Origin of the sequence: Rhizobium sp. Pop5 (genome assembly GCF_024721175.1) — a bacterium.
In the GTDB taxonomy this organism is placed as follows: Bacteria; Pseudomonadota; Alphaproteobacteria; order Rhizobiales; family Rhizobiaceae; genus Rhizobium.
In genome coordinates, this window is sequence record NZ_CP099399.1 from 179497 (window position 1) to 202300 (window position 22804).

Genomic DNA, 22804 nt, shown 5'->3' on the forward strand with positions numbered 1-22804 from the left:
GAAGGGACCACGCGGGAAGACCAACAGCCGTGACCACAACTCGCTACACCTTGACGGGTTCGTATCGCAGGATCACCGCACCGCTTTGCGTCGTCGAGGAATCGATGAGTTTCAAAGGCGCCTGGCTCTCTGTAGGCTTGAAAAGCGGATTGCCGCCGCCGAGGATCACTGGCACGACGCAGACCCTGATTTCATCGATGAGGCCTGCTTTCAGCAGGCTGTCGGAAAGCTCGGCGCTGCCGAAGATGAAGATCGTCTTGCCGCTTTCCTGCTTCAGCTTCGTCAACTCGGGGATCGGATCGCTGACGACGCGGGCATTATTCCAGCCGGGATCGGTCATGGTCCGCGACACGGCAATCTTGGCGATGCCGTTCATATAGGCCTTGATCTTGTCTTCGCTCTCGGCGGTCGGCCAGTAGGAGGCCATGCCGTCGTAAGTCTTGCGGCCGAAGACCAGGAGATCGCCTTCCTCGCCGAACCGTTCGGCATATTGCCGCAACTCCGGCCCCCAGGCGAAATTGTGGAAGTCGATATCCCACGGCTTCGTCCCTTCGAAATAACCATCGAGCGTCATCAGATTCCAGACAACAAGCTTCCTCATTCCATCCTCCTCCAGCGTCATGCGTTAACTGGTTGCGATATGAAACTGGTTCCATATAGGCAATCTGATAGCGGAATGCAAGCGGTTTTTAGGCGGCTTGTTTGTCCAAAGTCCAGCATGCGCACTTGACTGTTCTAGGTCGATTGTCCTAATGAGTTTTTAGGTCAAATGTCCTAGGTGTTTACCGCTGGCGCTTGAAGAAAAGATAAGGAGGAAGGAATTGGTTGCTGCGGTCACGCGACAGCAGATCGTCGAAGCCGCCGATAGGCTCTTTTACCAGAGAGGCTTTGAGGCGACGTCCTTTGCTGACATCGCTGCAGTGGTCGAGTTGTCTCGGGGTAACTTTTACTACCACTTCCGGACCAAGGACGAGCTTCTTGACGCGGTGATCACCCATCGTCTGGCTAAAACCAAATCGATGCTCGAGGCATGGGAGGCCAAATCCGAGGCTCCTGGTGAGCGAATTCTCAGTTTCGTCCAACTCCTAATCGTGAACCAGGCAAAGATCATGGCTTATGGCTGCCCGGTCGGCACGCTCTGTGGCGAACTCGCCAAGCTCGATCACATCGCCAGGGGCCGGGCAGCCGAGATTTTCGATCTGTTTCGTCATTGGCTCTCACGCCAGTTCATTGCGGTCGGCCGCGAGGCTGATGCCGATGCGCTCGCCATGCACGTCCTGATGTGGAGTCAGGGTGTTGCTGCACTCGCCGCCGCATATCGCGACGAAACCTTCGTTCGCCGTGAGGTGGAAAATATCTCTACGTGGCTAGCAGCGCGGCTGCCTAAATCAACCGCCTTCTCTGAAATCGTTCCTGTACAGCCTTCCTAAGGGAGTTCCCGGATGTTTTTCGTTACCCTGAAGTTCGCCGCCGGCAAGGCCAAAGCCCCTGTCCTGATGGAAGGACATAGCGCCTGGATCAAGCGTGGCTTCGATGATGGCGTGTTTCTCCTCGTCGGCGGCCTTCAGCCGAGTGCGGGAGGAGCCGTCGTCGCCCACAACACGTCACGCGCCGATCTGGAAATTCGGATTCAGGAAGATCCCTTTGTGGCGGAAGGCGTGGTCACCGCCGATATTCAGGAAGTTGCGCCGGTTCGCATCGATGAGCGCCTCGCCTTCTTGAGGACATGAGAGATAGGATCAGTCCTTGCGGAAGATCAGGCTGGCGCTCCAGCCGGTGATGACGGCAAGCAGCACGGCCGCGCAGCCGTACAGGATCGGCTGGTTATGCGCCGCATCGGTGATCGTCTGCTCGATGCCGGTCTTGATGACGCGCAGCGGCAGCGATTTTTCGGTGATGAAATTGCCGCTCTTGAAGAGATAGGCGCGCACCGTATGCACACCGTTCGGGATGTTGGCCGGCAGGCGCAGACTCGCCTTGAAGAGGTTGGAGGAAACGAACCGCACCCCGCTCGGATTGCGGTCGTAAAGTGCGCCCGATTGTTGCAGCCGCAGGAAAGCCTGGCGGAATTCGCCGAGATTGCTGCCGTCGCCGACGAAGCCGACCGGGGTCAGCGGAATGTGATCGATGCCGATCCCCTGATCGGTCAGTTCGAGCGGGGTCGTCAGGTCGTCTATCCCGCGTGAACTCGACATCGAATAGGAATGCGGCACCGCTTCGAAGGTCATCGAGCGCCTGTTCACCCAGATGCCGAAGACGCGCTCCTTCTTGCGCACCGTCGCATCCTCACGCGGCCCTTCCAGCACCACGACCACGTCATACTGGCCGATGGCGAGCAGCAGCTGGTCGGTGTTCGACAAAGCCCCGAAGATCGTCAGGTCTGCGCCGCGGAAATCTGATGTGATGGCGATTTCGCTGGTCGATGTGCCGATCTCCAGCCCTTCACGTACGGCTTCCGTCGCCTGTCCGGGCAGCCATTGCGCTCCGGCACTGATCGGCAGCAGGCAAAGAAATAGGATGAAGGCGGCAAGCAGGCGCATCAGTTGCCCGCTCCCATCACGACCGAATAGACGTCGGCCGGCGTCACCACCAGCGCGACCGCAAGGCGCAAGCCGACGGCGAGCACAAGCAGGCCGAGGAGTGCGCGCAGCTGCTCGCCGCGCAGTTTCTGGCCGACACGCACGCCGTATTGCGCCCCGATGACGCCTGCCACCATCAGGATGAAGGCGAGCACGATATCGACGGAAAAATTCGTCGCCGCCTGCACGATCGTTGTATAGGCGGTGACGAAGATGATCTGGAACAGCGAAGTGCCGACGACGACATTGGTCGGGATACGCAGCAGGTAGATCATCGCCGGCACCATGATGAAGCCGCCGCCGACGCCCATGATCGAGGTGAGGATGCCGATCGCGAATCCGAGCGCGACGATCGGGATGACGCTGAGATAGATCTTCGATTTTTTGAAACGTACCTTGAGCGGCAGCTTGTGCACCCAGTGCTGGTGGCCGGGCTTGCGCGGCGCGGGCGGTTCGTTGCGGGCGGCCCGCCGCATGGCATTGATGCTTTCGAGCAGCATCAGCCCGCCGACGGTGCCGAGGAAGATAACGTACATCAGCGAGATGATGAGATCGAGCTGTCCCACCCGTCGCAAAAGCGAAAAGATCCAGATGCCGACCGTGGCGCCCGTCAGACCGCCGACCAATAGCACCGTGCCGAGCTTGACGTCGAGCGTACCGCGCCGGAAGTGCGTGATCGCGCCTGAAATGGACGAGGCCACAACCTGGTTGGCGCCGGTCGCGACCGCGACGACGGGAGGAATGTTGTAGAAGATCAAGAGCGGAGTAATAAGAAAGCCGCCGCCGACGCCGAACATTCCTGACAGGAATCCGACGGCCGCTCCCATGCCGAGAATGATGAAGATGTTCACCGACAATTCTGCAATGGGCAGATAGATTGTCACAACCGACCCCGAATGATAACCGCGCCTGCCGGGCGGCTTTTGTCACGTCCCCGTTCGAATGCGCACCATACTGTGAAATCGTTGCCAGAGGCTTTCGATCGGGCCCCTGATGAGCGATGGAGGTCCGGCAGAAGATTCGCCGGATGCGCGGATCGATATGTCCCGCATAATCCGGCTTTTTTCAGGTATTGTGACAGGCGGCGGCAAAATCGAAGAAAGCTTGCCGCGAAGCCTTTTCTAGATTGCCTTCGTGCCCTGTTTATTGCGTTCGAGCAGCGCCTTCACGGTCGCATCGGTCACCTTGCCGTCCGGCTCCTGGCCGACCGATTTCTGGAAGCTCTTGATCGCAGCAACGGTCTTCGCGCCCATTTCGCCGTCCGGCACTCCGGCGTCGAAGCCGTTATTGTTGAGGATCGCCTGGATGTTGCGGATCGCCTTCTTCATGTCGACGGTCGCCGTCTTTGCGCCCGTGCCTGCCCATTCGTCCGGGATGTCGATGCCGTTCGTACGATGATCGAGCGGCTCCGGCTTCCAGAGATCGGCTTTCGCGCGCGCCCGTTCGAGCTGGTCGGGTTTCATGGCGTTAGCCACTTCGTCGCGCTTCTGTGCCGCGTCCTTGTCGCCAGCCTTGGCGGCGATTGCGAACCACTTGTAGGACTCTTCGAGATCCACCGGAACTCCGTTGCCGCGTGCGCAGAGGATCGCGAGGTTGAACTGGCTGTCGGTGATGCCGAGGTTTGCGGCCTTCGTGAACCATGAGGCGGCCGTTGCATAATCCTGCTGGCCGAGAGCGCCGGAGGCATAGAGAACGGCCAGATTGTGCATCGCACTGGCATTGCCCTGGTTCGCCGCCTGTTCGTAGAAGCCCTTCGCCTTGTTGATGTCGCGTTCGACGCCGTTGCCCTTCTCGTACATGCTGCCGAGCCGGTATTGTGCCGGCGCAAAGCCCTTGTCGGCCGAAAGCTGATACCAGCTTGCCGCCTGCTTCTGGTCGACGGTCACGCCGTTTCGGCCGTCTGAATAGCGCGCGCCGATCTCGAACAGCGCGAGCGTATCGCCGCTGCGCGCCGCATCGGCAAGCGATTTCGGCTGCACTGTATCGGGAATGGTGATTCCGGCCTGCGGTGCGGTGGTGGGCGCGTTGGGAACGAAGCCTGACGTCTCCTGTGTTGCGCCAGCCGCGCCGGGCGCGGCGAGGGTCGCAGCACCTTCGCCATCGAGCGGCGTCGCGTCGGTCAGATGTTCGCCAGCCACCGGGGGTGCGGCATCCGGTTGTGCCTGTTCCGCGGCGGGAGCTATTGTCTCGGCTGCGGGAGCGTTCGTTTCGGCAGTGCCGGCAGCCTGCTGTGCGGGCATTGCTTCGAGCATTGCCGGCGCAGGATTTTCCGTTGCTCCCGTCAGCGCCGAGACTTCCGCCGGCGATTGTGGCGCGCGTTCGCCGCTCGTCAGCGTGCGGGCAAGCGGAAAGGCCATGATGGCGAGCAGCACGGCGCCGACTGCCAGCAGGATCGGCCGCCGGTAGCGCGAAAAGGCGCTGGTCTTGCCCGTCTTGTCGGAAGTCTTGACGGCCTTGTCGGTTTTGATGCTCTTCTTCTCGGCCTTGATGGTTGCCTGCTTCGGATTGGCGTCCACCTCCATGGCGGCGGCCTGCGCCGCACGGCGGGCAGCGGCAATGTAGTCGGCGCGATCGGTTTCGCCGGCAGGTTTGCCGCGCGCCGCACTCTGGCTGGCGCGCACCCGCTCGAGGATCTTCTTCACGTCAGGCGCGCCTGAGCCCGGTTCGAGCAGTTCGTTTGCCGCATCCGTCGGCACCACGTCTGCGGGATCGATCGACGGTGCCGGATCGATAACCGCGCGTTCGGTTGCCTTGCTCTCGGTTTTCTTGCCGGGCAGCAACCGTTTGCCGAGGCTGGCAAGCAGGCTGACCTTTGCCGGTGCTGCTCCCGGCATCGCGGCTTCCGGCGACCGCGTCGCGGCTTCGATGGCGATCGCGCTCGCTCCGCTCATGGCCGCGGCCTGCGCCGGGATGCTGGATTCCGTTGCGACTTCGGCGGTGCGAATGACGGGAGAGGCCTTTGCTGTCGGGGCAGCGTCCTGTGCCCGGCCCGCTTCCGCCACCATCAGCGCATAGGGATCGACATCGAAATCGACATCGGCCACCGGCATCTGGGCACTCGGCCGGCCCCGCTCTTCCATGCCGTCGAGGCGGTCGGCAATGTGAACCAGCGTCTCGTGCAGCGCCTTGAAGGTCTTGTGCGTGCGCTCTTCGCTGTCGCGGGTGATATCCTCGAGATGCCGCAGGTCCTCGGCCAGCGCTGTTAACGCCGACATGTCGGCGGCGGGCACGGCGCCCTGGAGGCTGCCATTGCGCGAATAGGCTTCGACGACGGCTTCCGCCGCCTGCCGGGCAGCCTCGATGATATATTCGTCGCTTGTCGCCATATAATCTTCGATCGCGCCCATGCGCCGGTCGAGATCGGCGGGTATCTGAGCGCTTTCGCGCGGCTCACTCATCAAGGCCGAAAGATTGGCGATCTGGTCTTCGAGGTTCCTCAGCGCCCGCGGATCGGTCGGCGGCGCCGATGTGCTCTCCTCCAACCGGGCGGCAATGTCGCTCAGCCGTCCTTCGAGGCGCCGGAAAGCGCCGTCGTCGATCGTCGCCGCAGGTGCCGGCTGCTGATAGGCCATCTCGTCGATGCGTCGGGCGAGATAGTCGAGCCGCTGCGCCAGCACGTCGTTGACGGCCCCATTTTCCAGCGCGTCGATCTTGCGGGAAATGTCGGAAAGCGCGCCCGTGAGGTCGGGCTGGGGGGCTGCCTTCTGCGTCCGCTCCAGGAGATAGGAAAGATGTTCCAGCCGCTCGTCGAGCCGCGATGTCGCTTCTGCCTTCGTCAGTTCCTCGACGCGCGACGTCAGCGCCTCCAGGCGCATTGCCAGGTCGTCGGCCGGCGTCGCGCGGCTGGCCGCGTCATGGCTCATCAGGTCGATCTGATCGGCGAGGGCCGAAAGCCGGCTTTCCAGGCGCTGCATCAGCGCCGGATCGTTGGCCGCGGCCGCGCGTCCGCTGGCGGCGATCGCCCGGCTGATCTCGTCAAGCCGCATGTCCATGGCGGCGAACTGTTCGGACATGATCCGGTCGTGCGGCTGGATGAGATTGCCGAACTGCTCCATCGCCGTGGCGATGGAAATGAGCTTGTCTTCCAGCGCCCGAACGGCCGGGCTTTCACCCATGCCGCCGATATGGCGCTTGATGTCGTCGAGCCGGTAGGCGAGCGAAACCAGCTCTTCCTGCAGCCCCTCGGTATCGAGCGCGGCAAGCCGGCTCTCGAAACCGTCCCATCGATTTTCCATGTGGCGCAGCGAATCCTCGCGCGCCAGCCCATCCATCAGCGAACGCAGTTCCTCGAAATCCTGACGCAGGCCGGCGGCCTCCGGGCCATCCGAGCGGCCGGTCAGCTGTGTGATGCTTTGGGCAAGGCGGCCCATGTCGGCGCGGATGTCGTCGGCGAAACGGCCGTCCCCGGCATTGGCCTTGATCTCGCGCAGCTCTGCGCGCAGCGCGTTCATCTCGCGGGTGACGCCCTCGGAAATATCACGCTTCAGATCCTGTCTGAGGTTGACGAGCGCTTGGGCGATCTCCGTCATCGTGTCGTCGCCGGCCCGAAAGCCTGGCGCCGGGGTGGGCGCTGTGGCGCGCGGCGCGGGTTCACGAAACTGGGGGGGCTGCTCGCGTGCCGCAAACGGCCGCTCGCGGCCTGCTTCCAGTGCCCGCTGGCGCTGCCGGATTTCGGCGAGCGGATCCGGCCGCGGCTCGATCGGCGCTCTTGCGGGACGTGGTGCATAGGAGCTCGTGTAAGGATCGCGCTCGGCCGTTGCAGCGCGCGGCCGCTGGTCGCGCCCGCTGCCCATCAGCCCTTCGATCCGCGCCTCCAGCCCTTCGATCGTGCGGTTCAGCGCATCGAGCGATGTCCTGTCGGACTGTCGGGAAGGATTTGATCGCGATCCGTTCATCTTTTTGCTCGCTTCGACTGCTCGACCTCTCGTCAGAGCTCGATCCGTGGCTTTTCCCTCTGCTGCCGCGTTTTCACGCGGACCGGAGCGCACCATTCACAAGACGTTAGTCAATTAGACTTTCCTCAAGCTGAACGATGTAGCGGCATTCTTAGAAACGCGAGACTGAGAAAAATGAATGCTGATCACTACTGCTCAATCCGCACCTTTCACGAAACGTGGTAAACAAGCCGTTAATGTCGATGAGAATTTTTTAACGTTTGCGTTCAATAGGCCGTTTTCGCCGGCAATTGCTGTCGAATTACTCGGATCGGACGGCAGGTAGCGCTCAGGTGGGCCGCGGATATTGCAGCTCGATTTTCACGCGCTCCGGCCCGTAGACAAAGATCTGGCCGAGATCGGTGTCGGGAATATCGTTATATTCGTAGCGATAGCCGCTCGCCTTGATGCGCTCCAGCGCTGGCTCGAATTCGTAAAGGCTGAAGGCAACATGGTTGAAGATGCCGGGTGGAAAATCGGTGCCGCGTGATGTCAGGAGGAGATGGATGACCGGGCGTTCATCCAGATAGAGCCAGTGGCCGCGCGAGGCGAAGGGTGGCCGATAGCCTTCTTTGACGCCGAGCAGTGTCTCCAGAAAGCTGATCATCCTGGGCGCATCGCGTGTTTCGATGGTGACGTGGTCCAATCGCGGCATCGGGTTCCTCACAGCCAGCTTCGGCGAGGAAACATAGCCCGTTCGACGCAACTGCGAAAGTTGCCTCTCGGCTGGGGCTCAGAAGTCCTCGGTCCATGGCCGGACCTCGACCTCCAGCGACCATGCGCTACGGTGCTGGCGAAGCACGTCGATATAGGTCTGGGCGATCGCATCCGGCGAGAGCGTGCCGTCAGGCTTGTCGGCGCGGTCGGGCCGGGTCAGCGAGCGCACCGCGCCATCGATGACGAAGTGCGCGACATGGATGCCCATCGGCCCGAGTTCGCGGGCAGCACTCTGGGCAAGGCCGCGCAGCGCGAACTTGCCCATCGCGAAGGGCGCCGATTGGGCAAAACCCTTCACGCTGGCCGATGCTCCGGTCAGCAGGATCGCGCCGCTGCGGCGTGGTATCATTCGCTGCGCCGCCTGCTGCACCACCAGAAAACCGCCGAAAGCGGAAGTCGCGATCGCCTTCTCGACGTCCGCGGGATCGAGTTCGGCGAGCGGGCCGCGGAGACGAGCGCTGGCATTGAAGATCACCACGTCGGGCCCGCCGATTGCGCTCGCGGCCTCTTCGAACAGAGCCGCGACGCTCTCAGGCTCAGAAACATCTGACGTAAAGGTGCTGGCGCCGGTCTCCTCGGCCAAAGTCTGGAGCTTTTCGATATTGCGGGCGGCAAGCCCGACTTTGACGCCCTGCGCCGATAATTGCCTGGCGAGCGATGCGCTGATGCCGGAACCTGCGCCGACGATGAGCGCGCTGCCATAGGGAAAGTCGGTCATGATGTTTTCCTCGGTCGATCGTCCGAAAGACGTAGGAAGCCCGAACGGCTTGCGCCACCTCCGCGTGGAATTTCAGTGCGGTTGCGCCGCATCGATCGAATAAGCGCTGATGCGCGAGAGATGGATGAAGGAAAGGCCCGTCTCATCGGCCCAATCGTTGAAGGCCTGCTGGATCAGCTGCTGATCCTTCTTCGTCGCGCCGGAGAGGGAAAGCGGCACGCCGGCCGATCTCAGGCAGGCGAGCACGTCGATCGTGGCGACAAAGCTGTCGCGGCCGATGCCACGCAGGAAATATTGTCCGGTCATGCCGCCGAGCCGGCTGCCGCGCTTGCTCAGCAGGTCTAGAAGGCCGATCTGATCCTCCCTTGGCCAGTCGGCGAAGAAGGCACCGGCGCTGCCATATTCCCTCGCCAGTTCTCTTATGAAGGCGGCATTGGCGCGAACCGACATGATCTTTGCGCCGTTGCGGATGATCCGTTCGTCCGATGTCAGCTCATGCCAATAGTCATCAGGCGCGATATTCAGCATGGCCGGATCGAAACCGGAAAACGCCGCTTCGAAGCCCGGCCATTTCGCATCGATCACCTTCTGGACGAAGCCGCTATAAAAGACGCGCCGCGTCATGTCCGCGAGGATGCGGTCGTCGGGTATGGCCCGCAGCCGGTCGTGATCCGGCCGGTGCTTATCGAGCATTGCCTGCAGCGCGGCCGCTCCGCCTTTACGCTCTTCCGCCCGCTGCCTTATCGCCTCGAAACTGATCATGCCGGCGGTCTCCTGAAGCGTTGCAGCCATTGCGGATAGAAAGACGTCTGCTCTTATACGACGCTCCACGATGGACAAGAAAGGGGAGATGGCGTCTCTTCCCTTCGATGTCTCATCGTCCGGATTCAGGCTCTGAGAAATTTTTCACAAAAGCTGGCAAAGATGCAGAATTTGACGTTTACGCAAACGTCAATATTTTGTAAGACAATGCCCAAGGCCGGCGCGATCCGGTCAGCCGAATGGGAGGAATTTGAGAGATGCCAGTCTACAAGGCCCCGGTGAACGATACGCTCTTCGTCCTGAACGACGTGCTGGGCCTCGAACGCTACAACAATCTGCCGGGTTTTGCCGAGGCAACGCCCGATATGATCGAAGCGATCCTCGGCGAGGCCGGAAGGGTTGCCGAGGAGGCTCTCTTTCCGCTGAATTATTCCGGCGATCAGGAAGGCTGCACCCGCCACGAAGACGCCAGCGTCTCAACGCCGAAGGGCTTCAAGGAAGCTTACAAAGCCTATCGCGATGGCGGCTGGATCGGCCTTGCCGTGCCGGAGGAATTCGGCGGGCAGGGGCTTCCCTATACACTGCATACCGCCGTCGGCGAATATACTTCCGCCGCCAACATGTCGCTGATGATGTATCCCGGCCTGACGCAGGGCGCGATCGCCGCGATCCTCGTACACGGTACCGACGAGCAGAAGAAAACCTATCTGCCGAAGATGGTCGATGGCTCCTGGTCCGGCACCATGAACCTGACCGAGCCGCATTGCGGCACCGATCTCGGCATGCTGCGCACCAAGGCGGTGCCGCAGGCAGACGGCAGCTACAAGATATCAGGCCAAAAGATCTTCATCTCCGCCGGTGAGCACGACCTGACCGACAATATCGTGCATCTGGTGCTTGCCCGCATCGAGGGTGCGCCCGAGGGCACCAAGGGCATCTCGCTGTTCATCGTTCCGAAATTTCTGGTCGGCAAGGACGGCGAACCCGGCGCTCGCAATGCCGTCTCCTGTGGTGCGATCGAGCACAAGATGGGCATCCACGGCAACGCCACCTGCGTCATGAACTACGACGAGGCGACGGGCTTCCTGATCGGCGCCGAAAACCGCGGCCTCAATGCCATGTTCGTGATGATGAATGAGGCCCGCCTTATGGTTGGTCTGCAGGGCATTGCCATTTCCGAGATCGCCTATCAGAACGCCGCCAGCTATGCCCGCGACCGTATCCAGGGCCGCGCGCTCTCCGGCGTTAAAGCACCGGACAAGAAGGCCGATCCGATCATCGTCCATCCGGATATCCGCCGGTCGCTGATGATCATCCGCGCCTTCAACGAGGCCGGCCGCGCCTTCCTGCTCTGGACCGCGCTCAAGTCCGATATCGCCCACCGCGCCACCGACGAGAAGGAGCGCCAGACGGCCGACGACATTCTCGGCCTCGTCACCCCGATCCTCAAGGGTGTGATGACCGACAAGGGCTTCGATCACACCGTCATGGCCCAGCAGGTCTTCGGCGGTCATGGCTATATCGAAGAACACGGCATGAGCCAGTATGTCCGTGATGCCCGCATCGCCATGATCTACGAAGGCGCCAACGGCATTCAGGCGCTCGATCTCGTCGGCCGCAAGCTCGCCCTGAACGGCGGCCGCGCCGCCATGGCGCTGTTCAAGGAGATCGGCGATTTCTGCGAGGAGAACCGCAGCAACGAGAAACTCTCCTTCTTCACCAAGCACCTGAAGAAAGGCTTGAACGACGTCCAGGGCGCGACCATGTGGTTCATGCAGAATGCTATGGCCAAGCCCGACAATGCCGGCGCCGGCTCGACCGATTACATGCACCTCTTCGGCCTCGTCGTTCTCGGCTATATGTGGGCGAAAATGGCGAAAGCCGCCGAGGACGGGCTTGCTTCCGGTGGTGGAGACCGCGAGGATTATCTGAAGAACAAGCTGATCACGGCGAAATTTTTCATGGAGCGCATCATGCCGGAAACCGCGCTGCGCAAAGCCCGCATCGAAGCCGGTGCCGACACGATTATGGAACTGGCTGCGGAAGCGTTTTGAGCCGGTTCTCCCTCCCCCTTGTGGGGAGGGTGGGGACGAGAAGCGGTCGGCGCAGCCGACGAAACGATCCGGTGAATTGTTTCGAGCGCCGAACGCCCTGAGTTTACACGAAGGGCTATTTGGTCTTCGCAGATTTTGAAGGCGCGTCGGCGCCGCCAAGGAGACGAGACAATGACCGAGGTTTTCATTTACGATCACGTCCGCACGCCGCGCGGCCGCGGCAAGAAGGACGGCGCCCTGCACGAGGTGCCTTCCGTCCGCCTCGCGGCCAAGACGCTGGAAGCGATCCGCGACCGCAACGGGCTCGATACGCAAACGGTCGACGACATCATCATGGGCTGCGTCGATCCGGTCATGGATGCCGGCGCGGTCATCCCGAAGGCGGCCGCCTTCGAAGCCGGATATTCGACGAAAGCGCCCGGCATGCAGATCTCCCGCTTCTGCGCCTCCGGCCTCGATGCTGTCAATTTCGCCGCCGGCAAGATTGCCCAAGGGGCTGACGATATCGTCATCGCGGGCGGTGTGGAGAGCATGTCGCGCGTCGGCCTCGGCATGTCCGGCGGCGCTTGGTTCATGGACCCTTCGGTGAATTTCCCGGCCTTTTTCATGCCGCAGGGCGTCTCGGCCGATCTCATCGCCACCAAATACGGTTTCAACAGGACCGATGTCGACGCCTACGCCGTCGAAAGCCAGAAGCGCGCTGCCCATGCCTGGGAGCAGGGCTGGTTCGACAAGTCCGTCGTCCCGGTCAAGGACCAGAACGGCCTGACGATCCTTGATAAGGACGAGCATATGCGCCCCGGCACCGATATGCAGGCGCTTGCCTCCCTCAATCCGTCCTTCCAGATGCCGGGCGAGATGGGCGGCTTCGAGGCGGTCGGCATCCAGGCCCATCCCGAGATCGAACGCATCAACTATGTCCATCACGCCGGCAATTCCTCCGGCATCGTCGATGGCGCCGCTGCGGTGCTCTTGGGCTCCAAGGCAGGCGGTGAGAGCATGGGGCTGAAGCCGCGTGGCCGCATCAAGGCCTTCGCCAATATCGGCTCCGACCCGGCCCTGATGCTGACCGGTCCCGTCGACGTGACCGAGAAGCTGTTGAAGCGCACAGGCATGAGCCTTTCCGACATCGATCTCTTCGAACTGAACGAGGCTTTTGCCGCCGTGGTGCTGCGTTACATGCAGGCCTTCGACATCGACCACGCCAAGATCAACGTCAATGGCGGCGCCATCGCCATGGGCCACCCGCTCGGCGCCACCGGCGCGATGATCCTCGGCACCGTGCTGGACGAACTTGAACGCCGCAACCTCAACACCGCGCTGGTCACGCTCTGCATCGGCGCCGGCATGGGCACGGCAACGGTTATCGAAAGGGTCTGACGATGAGCTTCAACACCGGCACGATCGAAACCGAGTATGCCGAGGTCACCGAGCACTGGTCGCCCCGCGTCATCGCCGATCTCAATGGCCAGAGCGTCAAGCTCGCCAAGATCCAGGGCCAGCTCGCCTGGCATTCCCACCGCGACGAGGACGAGCTTTTCCTCATCTGGAAGGGAGCGCTTACCATCGAATATCGCGACCGCCCGCCTGTGCATCTGAAGGCCGGTGATTTTCATGTGGTACCGAAAGGCGTCGAGCATAACCCGGTGGCGCAGCAGGAATGCTGGATTGTGCTTTTCGAGCCGTCGCAGACCAAACATACCGGCGATGTCGTTACAGAAAAGACGAAGACCGTCGACGCGCAGCGCAGCCATTTGCCGGCCTGATCGGGGAGGAACCCAATGACCTACACCAATTTCACGCTCGAAACCGACGCCGACGGCATCGCTCTTGTCACCTGGGACATGCCCGGAAAATCGATGAACGTCTTCACCGCGGAGGTGATGGCCGAACTCAACGCCATCATCGACGCCACGACCGCTGACGCCGCCGTCAAGGGTGTCGTCTTCACGTCAGGCAAATCCTCTTTCTCCGGCGGCGCCGATCTCTCGATGATCAAATCGATGTTCAGCTCCTATCAGGAGGAGAAGGCAAAGAGCCCGGAGATGGCGGTGCAGACCCTCTTCGGTCTGGTCGGGCGCATGAGCGGCCTGTTCCGCAAGCTCGAAACCTCGGGCAAGCCCTGGGTGTCGGCGATCAACGGCACTTGCATGGGCGGCGCCTTCGAACTGTCGCTCGCCTGCCACGGCCGCGTCGCCTCCAATGCCAAGAGCGTCAAGATCGCTCTGCCTGAGGTCAAGGTCGGCATCTTCCCCGGCGCCGGCGGCACCCAGCGCGTGCCGCGCCTCGCGAATGCCCAGGACGCCCTGCAGATGATGACGACGGGCCAGTCGCTGAGCGGCGCCCGCGCCAAGGCGATGAACCTCGTGCATCAGGTGGTCGAGCCGGATCAACTGATCCCCGCCGCCAAGCAGATGATCAAGGATGGCCTGAAGCCGGTTGCCCCCTGGGACGAGAAGGGCTACAAGGCGCCGGGCGGCGGCATCTGGACACCGGCTTCGGCCCAGCTCTGGCCGGCCGCCCCGGCGATCCTGCGCCGCGAGACCTCGGGCAATTATCCGGCAGCGCTCGCCATCCTGAAATGCGTCTATGAAGGCCTGCAGGTGCCGTTCGACACAGGGCTCAAGATCGAGCAGCGTTATTTCACCGAGGTGCTGCAGACCCGCGAAGCCTTCTCGATGATCCGCTCGCTGTTCATCTCCATGCAGGAACTCGGCAAGGGCGCCCGTCGCCCGGCCGGCATCCCGAAGACCGAGCTGAAGCATGTCGGCGTCGTCGGCGCCGGCTTCATGGGCGCCTCGATCGCCTATGTCACGGCCGCCGCGGGCATTCCGGTGACGCTGATAGACCGCGACATCGAAGCGGCCGCCAAGGGCAAAGCCGTATCCGAAGGGCTCGTCAAGGATTCAATCAGTAAGGGGCGCCTTACGCATGATGAAGGAGCGGCCCTTCTCTCCCGCATCACGCCCTCGGCCGAATATGCCGATCTCGCCAATGCCAATCTCGTCATCGAGGCGGTGTTCGAGGATCGCGAGGTGAAGAAGGCTGTTGTCGAGGCAGTCGAAGCGGTGCTGCCGGAAGGGGCGATCTTCGCCTCCAACACATCGACCCTGCCGATCACGGGGCTTGCGAAGAATTCAAAACGGCCTACCGATTTCATCGGCATCCACTTCTTCTCGCCGGTCGAGAAGATGATGCTGACCGAGGTCATCCTCGGAGCCGAAACCGGCGACAAAGCGCTGGCTGTCGCTCTCGATTATGTCGCGGCCATCAAGAAGACACCGATCGTCGTCAACGACACCCGCGGCTTCTTCGTCAATCGCTGCGTGCTGCGCTACATGTCGGAAAGCTACGACATGCTGATCGAGGGCGTGCCGCCTGCCATGATCGAGAATGCCGCCAAGATGGCCGGCATGCCCGTGGGGCCGCTGGCGCTCAATGACGAGGTCGCCATCGATCTCTCGCTGAAGATCCTCAAGGCCACCGTCGCCGATCTCGGCGAGAAGGCCATCGACCCCAGGCACATGGACCTCATCTCCCGCATGGTGGAGAAGGAAGGCCGCTTCGGCCGCAAGAATTCCAAGGGCTTCTACGATTACCCGCCGAAACCGGCAAAGAAATCCCTCTGGCCCGACCTTAAGAGCTTCTACCCTCAGAAGAAGGCGGATGAGGTCGACATTGCTGTTCTGAAGCAACGCTTCCTCGTCACTATCGCGCTGGAAGCCGCCCGCACGATGGAAGAAGGCATCGTCACCGACCCGCGCGAGGCGGATGTCGGCTCGATCCTCGGCTTCGGCTTCGCGCCCTATACCGGCGGGGCGCTCTCTTATATCGACGGGATGGGGGTGAAGGCTTTCGTGGAAGTGGCTGAAAAGTTAGCGGGGGCTTACGGAAGTCACTTCAAGCCGACGCCGCTCCTGAAGGAGATGGTCGCCAAGGGCGAGACGTTCTATGGGCGGTTCGATCCCTATGCGAAGATGGGGCAGGCGGCTTAGGCTGGCTATTTTGCCGTCGTGCCTGGGGGTACCCCAGGCACGACCTCAAAGAGATTACTTCCGCCGCGGCGCATCGGCGAGCTCTTGCTCAACCGCTCGCCGCCTCGTCACCCTCCAGCATCTGCATCACCCGCATCATCACCGCGCATGCAGCGTCGAGCTCGGCTGTTGTAAACGCAGCGCCCAACTCGTTTGCCCATCCCGCTTGAGCGATCTCGATCGCCCCGAGCCGTGCACCCCCTTCCGCCGTCAGCCGCACCAGCTTGGCGCGCTGATGCTGAGGGTTGTCGGCATAGGCGATCAGCCCCTCACTCTCCAGGATGTCGGCAAGCCGCTGCACGCCTTGGCGGGCGAGGCCGAGTGCGCGGGCAATCTGGGCGACAGACATGTCGCCGCGCCTTGCCGCGGCCAGCACCTGCCAACGTGCGCTCGTTTGCCCCGCGGGCTTCGCGAGCCGGTCTCCGGCTGCCGTCAGATGACCGGCGAGGCGTAGCGCCGTGATCGCGAAAGTGGAAAAGACATCACCTTCCATTGTCCGTTCGGGTCGATTTGGTTTGACAACATGTTGTCGATTATGTATCTCATCCATAATGACAACATATTGTCATATCCGGCAACCCGATGCAACGTCGAAGGAGGAAGGCGCGATGAAGAAGACCTACAAGGGAAGCTGCCATTGCGGCAATGTTCGCTACGAAGTGGATATCGACCTTGAAGCAGGCACCGGCCGCTGCAATTGCTCGATCTGCTCCAAGCGGCGTTATTGGGGCGCCAACGTCAAGCCGGAGGATTTCCGCCTGATGTGCGACGAGGCTGTCATGGCCGATTATCAGTTCAACACGAAGAGCGGCCATCACCGCTTTTGCCGCACCTGCGGCGTCCCCGCCTTTGGCGACGGTTATATCGAAGCGATCGGCGGCGCCTATGTCTCGATCAACGTCGCCTGCCTCGACGATATCACCCCTGAGGAACTGGCTGCCTTGCCCGTCCGTTATTTCGACGGCAGACACGATGCTTGGTGGAACGAGCCTGAAGTGACGAGTTATCTCTGAAGCAATTCGGGCGAAGTGCGCAGTTTGCATCCGAATTTATGCAAAACGGAATGCATCATTGTCGGAATGTCCTCCTTCCGCTCGTCCTCTGTCCATAACGGAAAAGGAGAACGGCCATGAAAGACAAAGCGAATGCCAGGCTCGAGGAAGAGGCGATCATCGCTATGCTGATGATGCGGGCCAAGGCGCTGGGGGAAAAGAACGCCGAGGATGCGCTTTCCTACGAAGCCGAGGATTCGGTCGAGTTTTCACTGGCGCCGCCGCTCGTCTACAAGGGCAAGGACAAGGCTGGGCTGCAGGCCTGGTTCGATACCTGGGAAGGCCCGATCGGCGGCGATGTGCGCGACGCAAAATTGACAGTCGGCGAGGACGTCGCTTTCTGGAGCGGCCTCACGCGCATGACGGGGACCAAGACGGACGGCACAAAGGTCGATCTGTGGTTCCGCCAGACCCTTGGCCTGGTCAAGCAGGACGGCCGCTGGATGGTCGCCCACCAGCATGCCTCCGTGCCTTTCGCGATGGATGGCAGCGGCCGCGCACTGGTCGACCTCCAGCCGTAAAACCCCTCTGATATCAGGCGGCGTTTTCCGCCGTCTTTCCCTTGCCGGCGCGGACCGCCACGATCCCGATGCCCATCAGAAGCAGGATCGCGCTCGCATAAATATCCGTCGTCAGCGCATAACCGGCCGATTTCGCCAGGAACCCGGCAAGAATCGCCGGCAGGCTGAAGGCGAGGTAGCTCTGAATATAGAAGGCGGAAAGCAGCCCGGCCCGCTCGTCCGGCTTGGCAAGCGGCATGATCGTGCCGATCGATCCCAGGAAATTGGTGCCGAAGCCGGCGCCGGTGAAAACGGTGCCGATGAGAAGCAGCGGCACGTTGGCGAAATGAACACCGGCAACGACCGTCAGAATGCCGAGCGTCTTGGCCGCTACGCCAAAGCTGAGATTGGCCGTTGCCGTCTTGTTGCGTCTGAAGCAGACGGCGATCGCCCCGCTCGCCGTCAGTGCTGCTACGACGGCTCCGCCCACCAGCGGCGCTCCGCTGCCGGTCGTTTTGGCGACCAATGAGGGGACCAGTGAAAGGTAGAACCCGCCGAGTGTCCAATTGGCGATATTGATCGGCGTCACCAGGGAGAGCGGCCGTTTCGCCTGCGGTGGAATGGCGACCCGCGGCACCAGCGAGCCGAGCGCTCCCGGCCGCCTGCCGCCGCTCTCACGCGTCAGCCAGATGGCGGCCGCCAGCAGCGCGAAGGCGACGAGCAGCAGCGCATAGACGAGATGCATCGGGAAGGGGCCATACTGGATCAACGCGCTGGTGCCGATCGCGCCGATCGCCATGCCGGAAAGCGGCGCGATCGAATTGACGATCTGTCCCTTCGCCCTGTCGATGTCGACGAGGGCTGCTCCGAGCGAGGCGCCGGCGATCCCGGTAGCTAGGCCCTGGACGATCCGCGCCGCGATCAGCCAGCCGGGACCGCTGGCGACGACGAAGAGGGCCATGGCGACGATTTCGAGCAGGAGAGCGAAAAAGATCACCGGTTTGCGGCCGAGATGATCGGAGATCGAGCCCGCGGTCAGCAGCGCCGCCAGCAGCGCGAAGGCATAGACGGCAAAGATGACGGTGATCAGCACCGGCGAGATGGAGAAGTTCTCCTGGTAGATCCGGTAGAGCGGCGTCGGCACCGAGGAGGCTCCGAAGAAGGTGGCGAGCGTCAGCGCATGGAAGCCGATCGAGGAGCGCTGCGAATTCTCGGTGGATTTGGCTGCTGTGAACATATATAAAAGCTCTCTAAAAGCTAAGCCATTGCGTTAGCCTATGTAGAGCAGTCATTTTGTAAAAGCAAATTATTTGCATTAATGGTTCTGTCAAAGATTTTGAACCATGAGGTCAGGGGGCGAAAGTCGGATTGCATGGCAGCGAAAGAGAAACTCCGTCCGGGCGGCAGAAGTGCCCGGGTTCAGGCATCGGTGCACAAGGCCACTCGCGATTTGTTGACCGAGATGAACCGTGCCGAGGTGACGATCCCGCTGATCGCCGGCAAGGCGGGGGTGACGCCATCGACAATCTATCGCCGTTGGGGTGACCTGCAGGAGCTTCTGGCCGACGTCGCCGTCGAGCGGTTGCGGCCGGATATGCAGCCGATCGATGCCGGCAGCGGCAAGGCCGATCTCGAAGCCTGGGCGGAGCAATATGCCGAGGAAATGTCCTCGGGGCCGGGACGCGAAATGATTCGCGACGTGCTGGCGGCGCAAACCGGTGCAAATGCCTGCAAATGCTGCGAATATACGCGCCAGCAGATCGTTGTCATCGCCGACCGGGCGAAGGCTCGCGGCACGACCTTTCCGGACGTTGATCTCGTGATGGACCAGGTCGTGGCGCCGATCATGTACCGTATCCTATTCGGAGACGTGCCCGATGCAGCGCGCGTGCGCGATCTCGTCTCGCGCGTCATGAACCTCACAGACTGAGGCTGGCCTCCTATTCCGCAGCCGCACGCTTGAGGCCGGAAATCTGGGTGATGTAGGCGCGCAGCGCCGCCGGCCGCACCGGCTTGTGCTGAACGGCGATGCCGTGCCGCTCGGCCTCGCTGCGCACCTCGGGCGTGCGGTCGGCGGTGACCAGCAGGGCAGGGATATCGGCGCCGAACTGCCGGCGCAGATGCAGGATCGCCGCAATGCCGGTGCCGTCGCCGAGATGATAGTCGGCGATGGCGAGATCCGGCGGCCCGCCGCGCCCGTCGATAGCCATGACGTCGGCGAGGCAATCCAGCGCCTCGACCTCGCAGCCCCAGCCGCTGATCAAGAGCCGCATGCCTTCGAGGATATTCGGCTCGTTGTCGACGCAGAGGATCTTCAGCCCTTTCAGCGGCTGTCCCGGCCGTTCGGCGGGCGCGACAGTCACCGCCGCTCCGGCGGGGCGTGAAACGTCGAGCGGCATCGCGATGCGGAATTCCGTGCCCTTGCCATGCGTCGAGTGCAGTTCGACCGGATGGTTGAGCACGCGGGCAATGCGGTCGACGATCGACAGGCCGAGTCCGAGACCGGAAGCGGTTTTCGCTCCTTCGTCCAGACGCGCGAATTCCTTGAAAACGGTGCGGAATTTCGAGGGTGGAATGCCGATGCCGGAATCGATCACCTGGATGATCACCTGATTGCCGCGCCGCCGCGCGCCGACGAGCACCTTGCCGGTGATCGTATATTTGATGGCGTTGGAAACGAGGTTCTGCACCAGCCTCCGCAGAAGGTTCGGGTCTGAGCGCACACGCAGCGACGTCGGCATAACCACGAGCTTCAGCTGTTTCTCGCGGGCGATCGGGGCGAAATCGGTCTTGATGCGCTCCAACAGGTCGGAGAGCGCGACGGCGGCAAGCCGCGGCCGCATCGCGCCTGTATCCAGCCTCGAAATATCGAGCACCGCGCCAAGAATGGTTTCGACCGATTCAAGCGCGGAATCGATGTTGCGCACGATCGGGCTGTTGTCGGATTGCGCCATGCGCTCGACCAGTGCGGAGGAGTAAAGCCTGGCTGCGTTGAGCGGCTGCAGGATGTCGTGGCCGGCGGCTGCGAAAAAGCGCGTCTTGCCGATATTCGCCTCGTCGGCGGCAGCGCGCGCTTCGGCAAGCTCATGGTTGACGCGGGTAAGCTCGGCGGTGCGCTCGGCCACACGCTGCTCCAGCGTCTCGTTCGCCTGTTTCAGCGCCTGGTCGGCGCTCACGCGCTGCGTAATGTCGGTGAAGGTCGCGACGATACCCTTGTCGGGCATGGCGTTGGAGCGTACTTCGATGATCCGCTCACCGCCGCCGAGTACCAGCGCGAAAGGTTTGTCGAGGGTCAGGAAATGCCGCACCGTCTGATTGAGGTCGCCGGGCGCAATATCTCCGCGCCGGCTGAGGATGGTGACGATGTCGGAAAGCGGAAAACCGACCTGGCCGGCATTTTCCGGCAGATCAAGTAATTGCCGGAAGCGCCGATTCCAGATCGTTAGCCGGTTGGAACTGTCGAAGACGGCAATGCCCTGGTCCATTTGCGAAAGGGCGGTCTGCAGCATGTCCTGGTTATATTGCAGCGCTTCGCTTGCCTGGTCGAGCAGCCAGGCGGTGTCTGACGAGGCGTCCTCGATCTTCTGAAGGATCAGGGACAACACGAGGCGGGCCGAGGATGAGCCGATGGCGCTGCCGAGCAACTGTTCGCTGAAGTGGATGAGCGCCATGTCGGCCGGCTGCTCGTCCTCCAGCTTGCGGCCGGAACTTTGCTCGTAGGTCGTCAGCGAGCGCTGCATGCGTTCTTCGCCGAGATAGCGCGAGATCGCCGCCTTGAGATCGCCGACGCTGATGCGGGTCTTCCAGCCGCGCGTGGCGAATTGCGAGCGCGAGTGCCGCTTGACGAAAATGCCGGCCTGGATGCGTTCCAGCGGTCTGGCATTGCGGGTGAGCGAGCCGACGATGAAGAAGGCTGTGTTGACGAGCAGGCTCATGACCGTCGCATTGACCAACGGATCGGCGTCGGGGGCGGTGAACAGCGTCGAGCCCGGGAGGATGAAGCCGAGCACGGCGCTTGCAACATGCGAGTAATCGGGACCTCCGAGCGAGGGCAGGAACAGCAGATAGATCCAGGTGACGAAGCCGGAGGTCAGCCCGAGGATCGCGCCGCGCGCATTCGCCCGCCGCCAGATCAGGCCGCCGATGAGCGCAGGGGCGATCTGCGCGATCGCGGCGAATGACAGAAGACCGATCGAGGCAAGGCCGGCGGTGCTGTCTGTCGAGCGGTAATAGGCATAGCCGAAAAGCAGCACGGCGAAGATGGCGCTGCGGCGGATGTTGAGCAGGGTTTTGGCGAAATCATCGCGCTGGCTGGCGCGGCCGGCGAGTTTGCGCCTGAGGAAGATCGGCATGATGATGTCGTTCGACACCATGATCGACAGAGCCACGGAATCGACGATGACCATTGCCGTGGCGGCGGAAAAGCCGCCGATGAAGGTGATCAGGGAAACCACGGGCATCTGACCGGCCAGCGGCAGCGACAGCATGTAGAAATCGGCATTGCCGGTGCCCCCGAAGGTGAGGAGACCGCCGATCGCCACCGGCAGTACGAAAAGATTGATGGCGACGAGATAGGTGGGAAAGAGAAAGCCCGCGAGCTTCAGCTGTTTCGGCGTCCGGTTTTCGACGACGGTTACGTGGAATTGCCGCGGCAGCATGATGATTGCGAAGGCCGACAGGATGATCAGGGTAATCCAGCGGCTGATCGGCGTATGGTAATTGAGCGCCGACATAACAAGCGCGTTGTCGACCGTCTTCTGCCAAAGGTCGGTCGGCCCGTCGAAGAGAAACCAGATGACGCAGACGCCGGCCGTCAGGAAGGCGACGAGCTTGACCACGGACTCCATCGAGACCGCGAGAATGAGTCCGTCCTGATGTTCCGTCGCATCCGTATGCCGCGTCCCGAACATGATGGCAAAGCAGGCGAGCACCAGCGTCGCGATGAGCGGCAGGTCGAGGAAGTAGAGGTTGCCGCTGCCGATGCCGTAGTCGGATGGGTTGACCATGGCGCTGACGGTGCTCGAGATCGCCTTCAGCTGGAGCGCGATATAGGGGATGGTGCCGATCAGCGAGATCAGTGCCACGATCGTCGCAACCGTCGGGTTCTTGCCATAGCGCGCGGCGACGAAATCGGCGACCGAAGTCAGTTTCTCCGCCTTGGCAAGCTCTATGATGCGGCGAAGCAGCGGCATGCCGAGCGTGAAAACGAGGATGGGGCCGATATAGATGCCGGCAAATTCCAGTCCGCGTTGTGCGGCAAGGCCGACGCTGCCGAAATAGGTCCAGGACGTGCAGTAGATCGCGAGGCTGAGCGCATAGACCACGGGCCATCCGCCTTGCAGCGCACCGGGGCTGCGGTTCTTGCGATCGCCATAGCTTGCCACGGCGAAAAGCAAGAGCAGATAGCCGAAGGCAGACGCGAATATGACCCAGCCTGGAAGCATTGACCCTCCG

Annotated in this window: 19 protein-coding genes; 9 read left to right on the top strand and 10 right to left on the bottom strand. The window is 62.1% G+C overall.

The genetic code is table 11. The features are described 5' to 3' along the window. Positions 1–43 precede the first annotated feature (43 nt). Positions 44–601: a dihydrofolate reductase family protein gene (locus NE852_RS03075; RefSeq protein ID WP_258156187.1), complete on the bottom strand. Its 558-nt coding sequence runs from the start codon at positions 599–601 to the stop codon at positions 44–46. 220 nt (positions 602–821) lie between these two features. Here NE852_RS03075 and NE852_RS03080 point away from each other — a divergent pair, with 220 nt between their 5' ends. Further along, positions 822–1430 (top strand): TetR/AcrR family transcriptional regulator, encoded by a 609-nt coding sequence (locus NE852_RS03080; RefSeq protein ID WP_008524197.1) that lies wholly within the window; start codon positions 822–824, stop codon positions 1428–1430. A 12-nt stretch (positions 1431–1442) separates the two neighbouring features. Next, positions 1443–1730 (top strand): YciI family protein, encoded by a 288-nt coding sequence (locus tag NE852_RS03085; RefSeq protein ID WP_008524196.1) that lies wholly within the window; start codon positions 1443–1445, stop codon positions 1728–1730. Between the two features lie 9 nt (positions 1731–1739). Here NE852_RS03085 and NE852_RS03090 read toward each other — a convergent pair whose 3' ends face one another. The 6 genes from NE852_RS03090 to NE852_RS03115 form a co-directional block, all read right to left on the bottom strand. Continuing rightward, positions 1740–2540 carry a TIGR02186 family protein gene (locus tag NE852_RS03090; RefSeq protein WP_008524195.1) on the bottom strand — a complete coding sequence of 267 codons (801 nt, stop codon included), beginning with the start codon at positions 2538–2540 and terminating at the stop codon, positions 1740–1742. After that, on the bottom strand, positions 2540–3463 hold the full coding sequence (locus NE852_RS03095; RefSeq protein ID WP_008524194.1) for a sulfite exporter TauE/SafE family protein: 924 nt from the start codon (positions 3461–3463) through the stop codon (positions 2540–2542). The genes NE852_RS03090 and NE852_RS03095 overlap by 1 nt, the downstream gene beginning before the upstream one ends. A 237-nt stretch (positions 3464–3700) precedes the next feature. Continuing rightward, the gene (locus NE852_RS03100) at positions 3701–7474 is read right to left on the bottom strand and encodes an SEL1-like repeat protein (protein ID WP_008524193.1); all 3774 of its coding nucleotides are present in this window, start codon (positions 7472–7474) and stop codon (positions 3701–3703) included. A gap of 328 nt (positions 7475–7802) precedes the next feature. After that, positions 7803–8168 carry a VOC family protein gene (locus NE852_RS03105; RefSeq protein WP_037170849.1) on the bottom strand — a complete coding sequence of 122 codons (366 nt, stop codon included), beginning with the start codon at positions 8166–8168 and terminating at the stop codon, positions 7803–7805. A 78-nt stretch (positions 8169–8246) separates the two neighbouring features. Further along, on the bottom strand, positions 8247–8948 hold the full coding sequence (locus NE852_RS03110; RefSeq protein ID WP_008524191.1) for an SDR family NAD(P)-dependent oxidoreductase: 702 nt from the start codon (positions 8946–8948) through the stop codon (positions 8247–8249). 72 nt (positions 8949–9020) lie between these two features. Continuing rightward, the gene (locus NE852_RS03115; RefSeq protein WP_037170847.1) at positions 9021–9710 is read right to left on the bottom strand and encodes a DNA-3-methyladenine glycosylase I; all 690 of its coding nucleotides are present in this window, start codon (positions 9708–9710) and stop codon (positions 9021–9023) included. Positions 9711–9967: 257 nt separating this feature from the next. Here NE852_RS03115 and NE852_RS03120 point away from each other — a divergent pair, with 257 nt between their 5' ends. The 4 genes from NE852_RS03120 to NE852_RS03135 all read left to right on the top strand — a co-directional run bounded on the left by NE852_RS03120 (position 9968) and on the right by NE852_RS03135 (position 15759). Continuing rightward, positions 9968–11764, top strand: coding sequence for an acyl-CoA dehydrogenase C-terminal domain-containing protein (locus NE852_RS03120; protein ID WP_258156188.1), 1797 nt, complete (start codon positions 9968–9970; stop codon positions 11762–11764). 171 nt (positions 11765–11935) lie between these two features. Next, positions 11936–13144: an acetyl-CoA C-acetyltransferase gene (locus NE852_RS03125; protein ID WP_008524188.1), complete on the top strand. Its 1209-nt coding sequence runs from the start codon at positions 11936–11938 to the stop codon at positions 13142–13144. Positions 13145–13146: 2 nt separating this feature from the next. Beyond that, a complete protein-coding gene (locus NE852_RS03130) occupies positions 13147–13530 on the top strand; it encodes a cupin domain-containing protein (protein ID WP_008524187.1) in 384 nt (127 codons plus the stop codon). A gap of 15 nt (positions 13531–13545) precedes the next feature. Next, a complete protein-coding gene (locus NE852_RS03135; protein WP_258156189.1) occupies positions 13546–15759 on the top strand; it encodes a 3-hydroxyacyl-CoA dehydrogenase NAD-binding domain-containing protein in 2214 nt (737 codons plus the stop codon). Positions 15760–15847: 88 nt separating this feature from the next. Here NE852_RS03135 and NE852_RS03140 read toward each other — a convergent pair whose 3' ends face one another. Beyond that, a complete protein-coding gene (locus NE852_RS03140) occupies positions 15848–16291 on the bottom strand; it encodes a MarR family winged helix-turn-helix transcriptional regulator (protein ID WP_008524185.1) in 444 nt (147 codons plus the stop codon). Between the two features lie 115 nt (positions 16292–16406). Here NE852_RS03140 and NE852_RS03145 point away from each other — a divergent pair, with 115 nt between their 5' ends. Both NE852_RS03145 and NE852_RS03150 read left to right on the top strand, forming a co-directional pair. Then, positions 16407–16811 (top strand): GFA family protein, encoded by a 405-nt coding sequence (locus NE852_RS03145; protein ID WP_008524184.1) that lies wholly within the window; start codon positions 16407–16409, stop codon positions 16809–16811. A 116-nt stretch (positions 16812–16927) separates the two neighbouring features. Beyond that, complete coding sequence (locus NE852_RS03150) at positions 16928–17371, top strand: nuclear transport factor 2 family protein (RefSeq protein WP_008524183.1); 444 nt, start codon at positions 16928–16930, stop codon at positions 17369–17371. Positions 17372–17384: 13 nt separating this feature from the next. Here NE852_RS03150 and NE852_RS03155 read toward each other — a convergent pair whose 3' ends face one another. Then, entirely contained in the window at positions 17385–18587 is a 1203-nt protein-coding gene (locus tag NE852_RS03155; RefSeq protein WP_008524182.1) for an MFS transporter, read from the bottom strand. Between the two features lie 135 nt (positions 18588–18722). Here NE852_RS03155 and NE852_RS03160 point away from each other — a divergent pair, with 135 nt between their 5' ends. Further along, positions 18723–19280 (top strand): TetR/AcrR family transcriptional regulator, encoded by a 558-nt coding sequence (locus NE852_RS03160; protein WP_008524181.1) that lies wholly within the window; start codon positions 18723–18725, stop codon positions 19278–19280. A gap of 10 nt (positions 19281–19290) precedes the next feature. On the opposite strand, the gene NE852_RS03165 is transcribed toward NE852_RS03160, so the two are convergent. Then, positions 19291–22794 carry a hybrid sensor histidine kinase/response regulator gene (locus tag NE852_RS03165; RefSeq protein ID WP_008524180.1) on the bottom strand — a complete coding sequence of 1168 codons (3504 nt, stop codon included), beginning with the start codon at positions 22792–22794 and terminating at the stop codon, positions 19291–19293. Between the last annotated feature and the right edge of the window lie 10 nt (positions 22795–22804).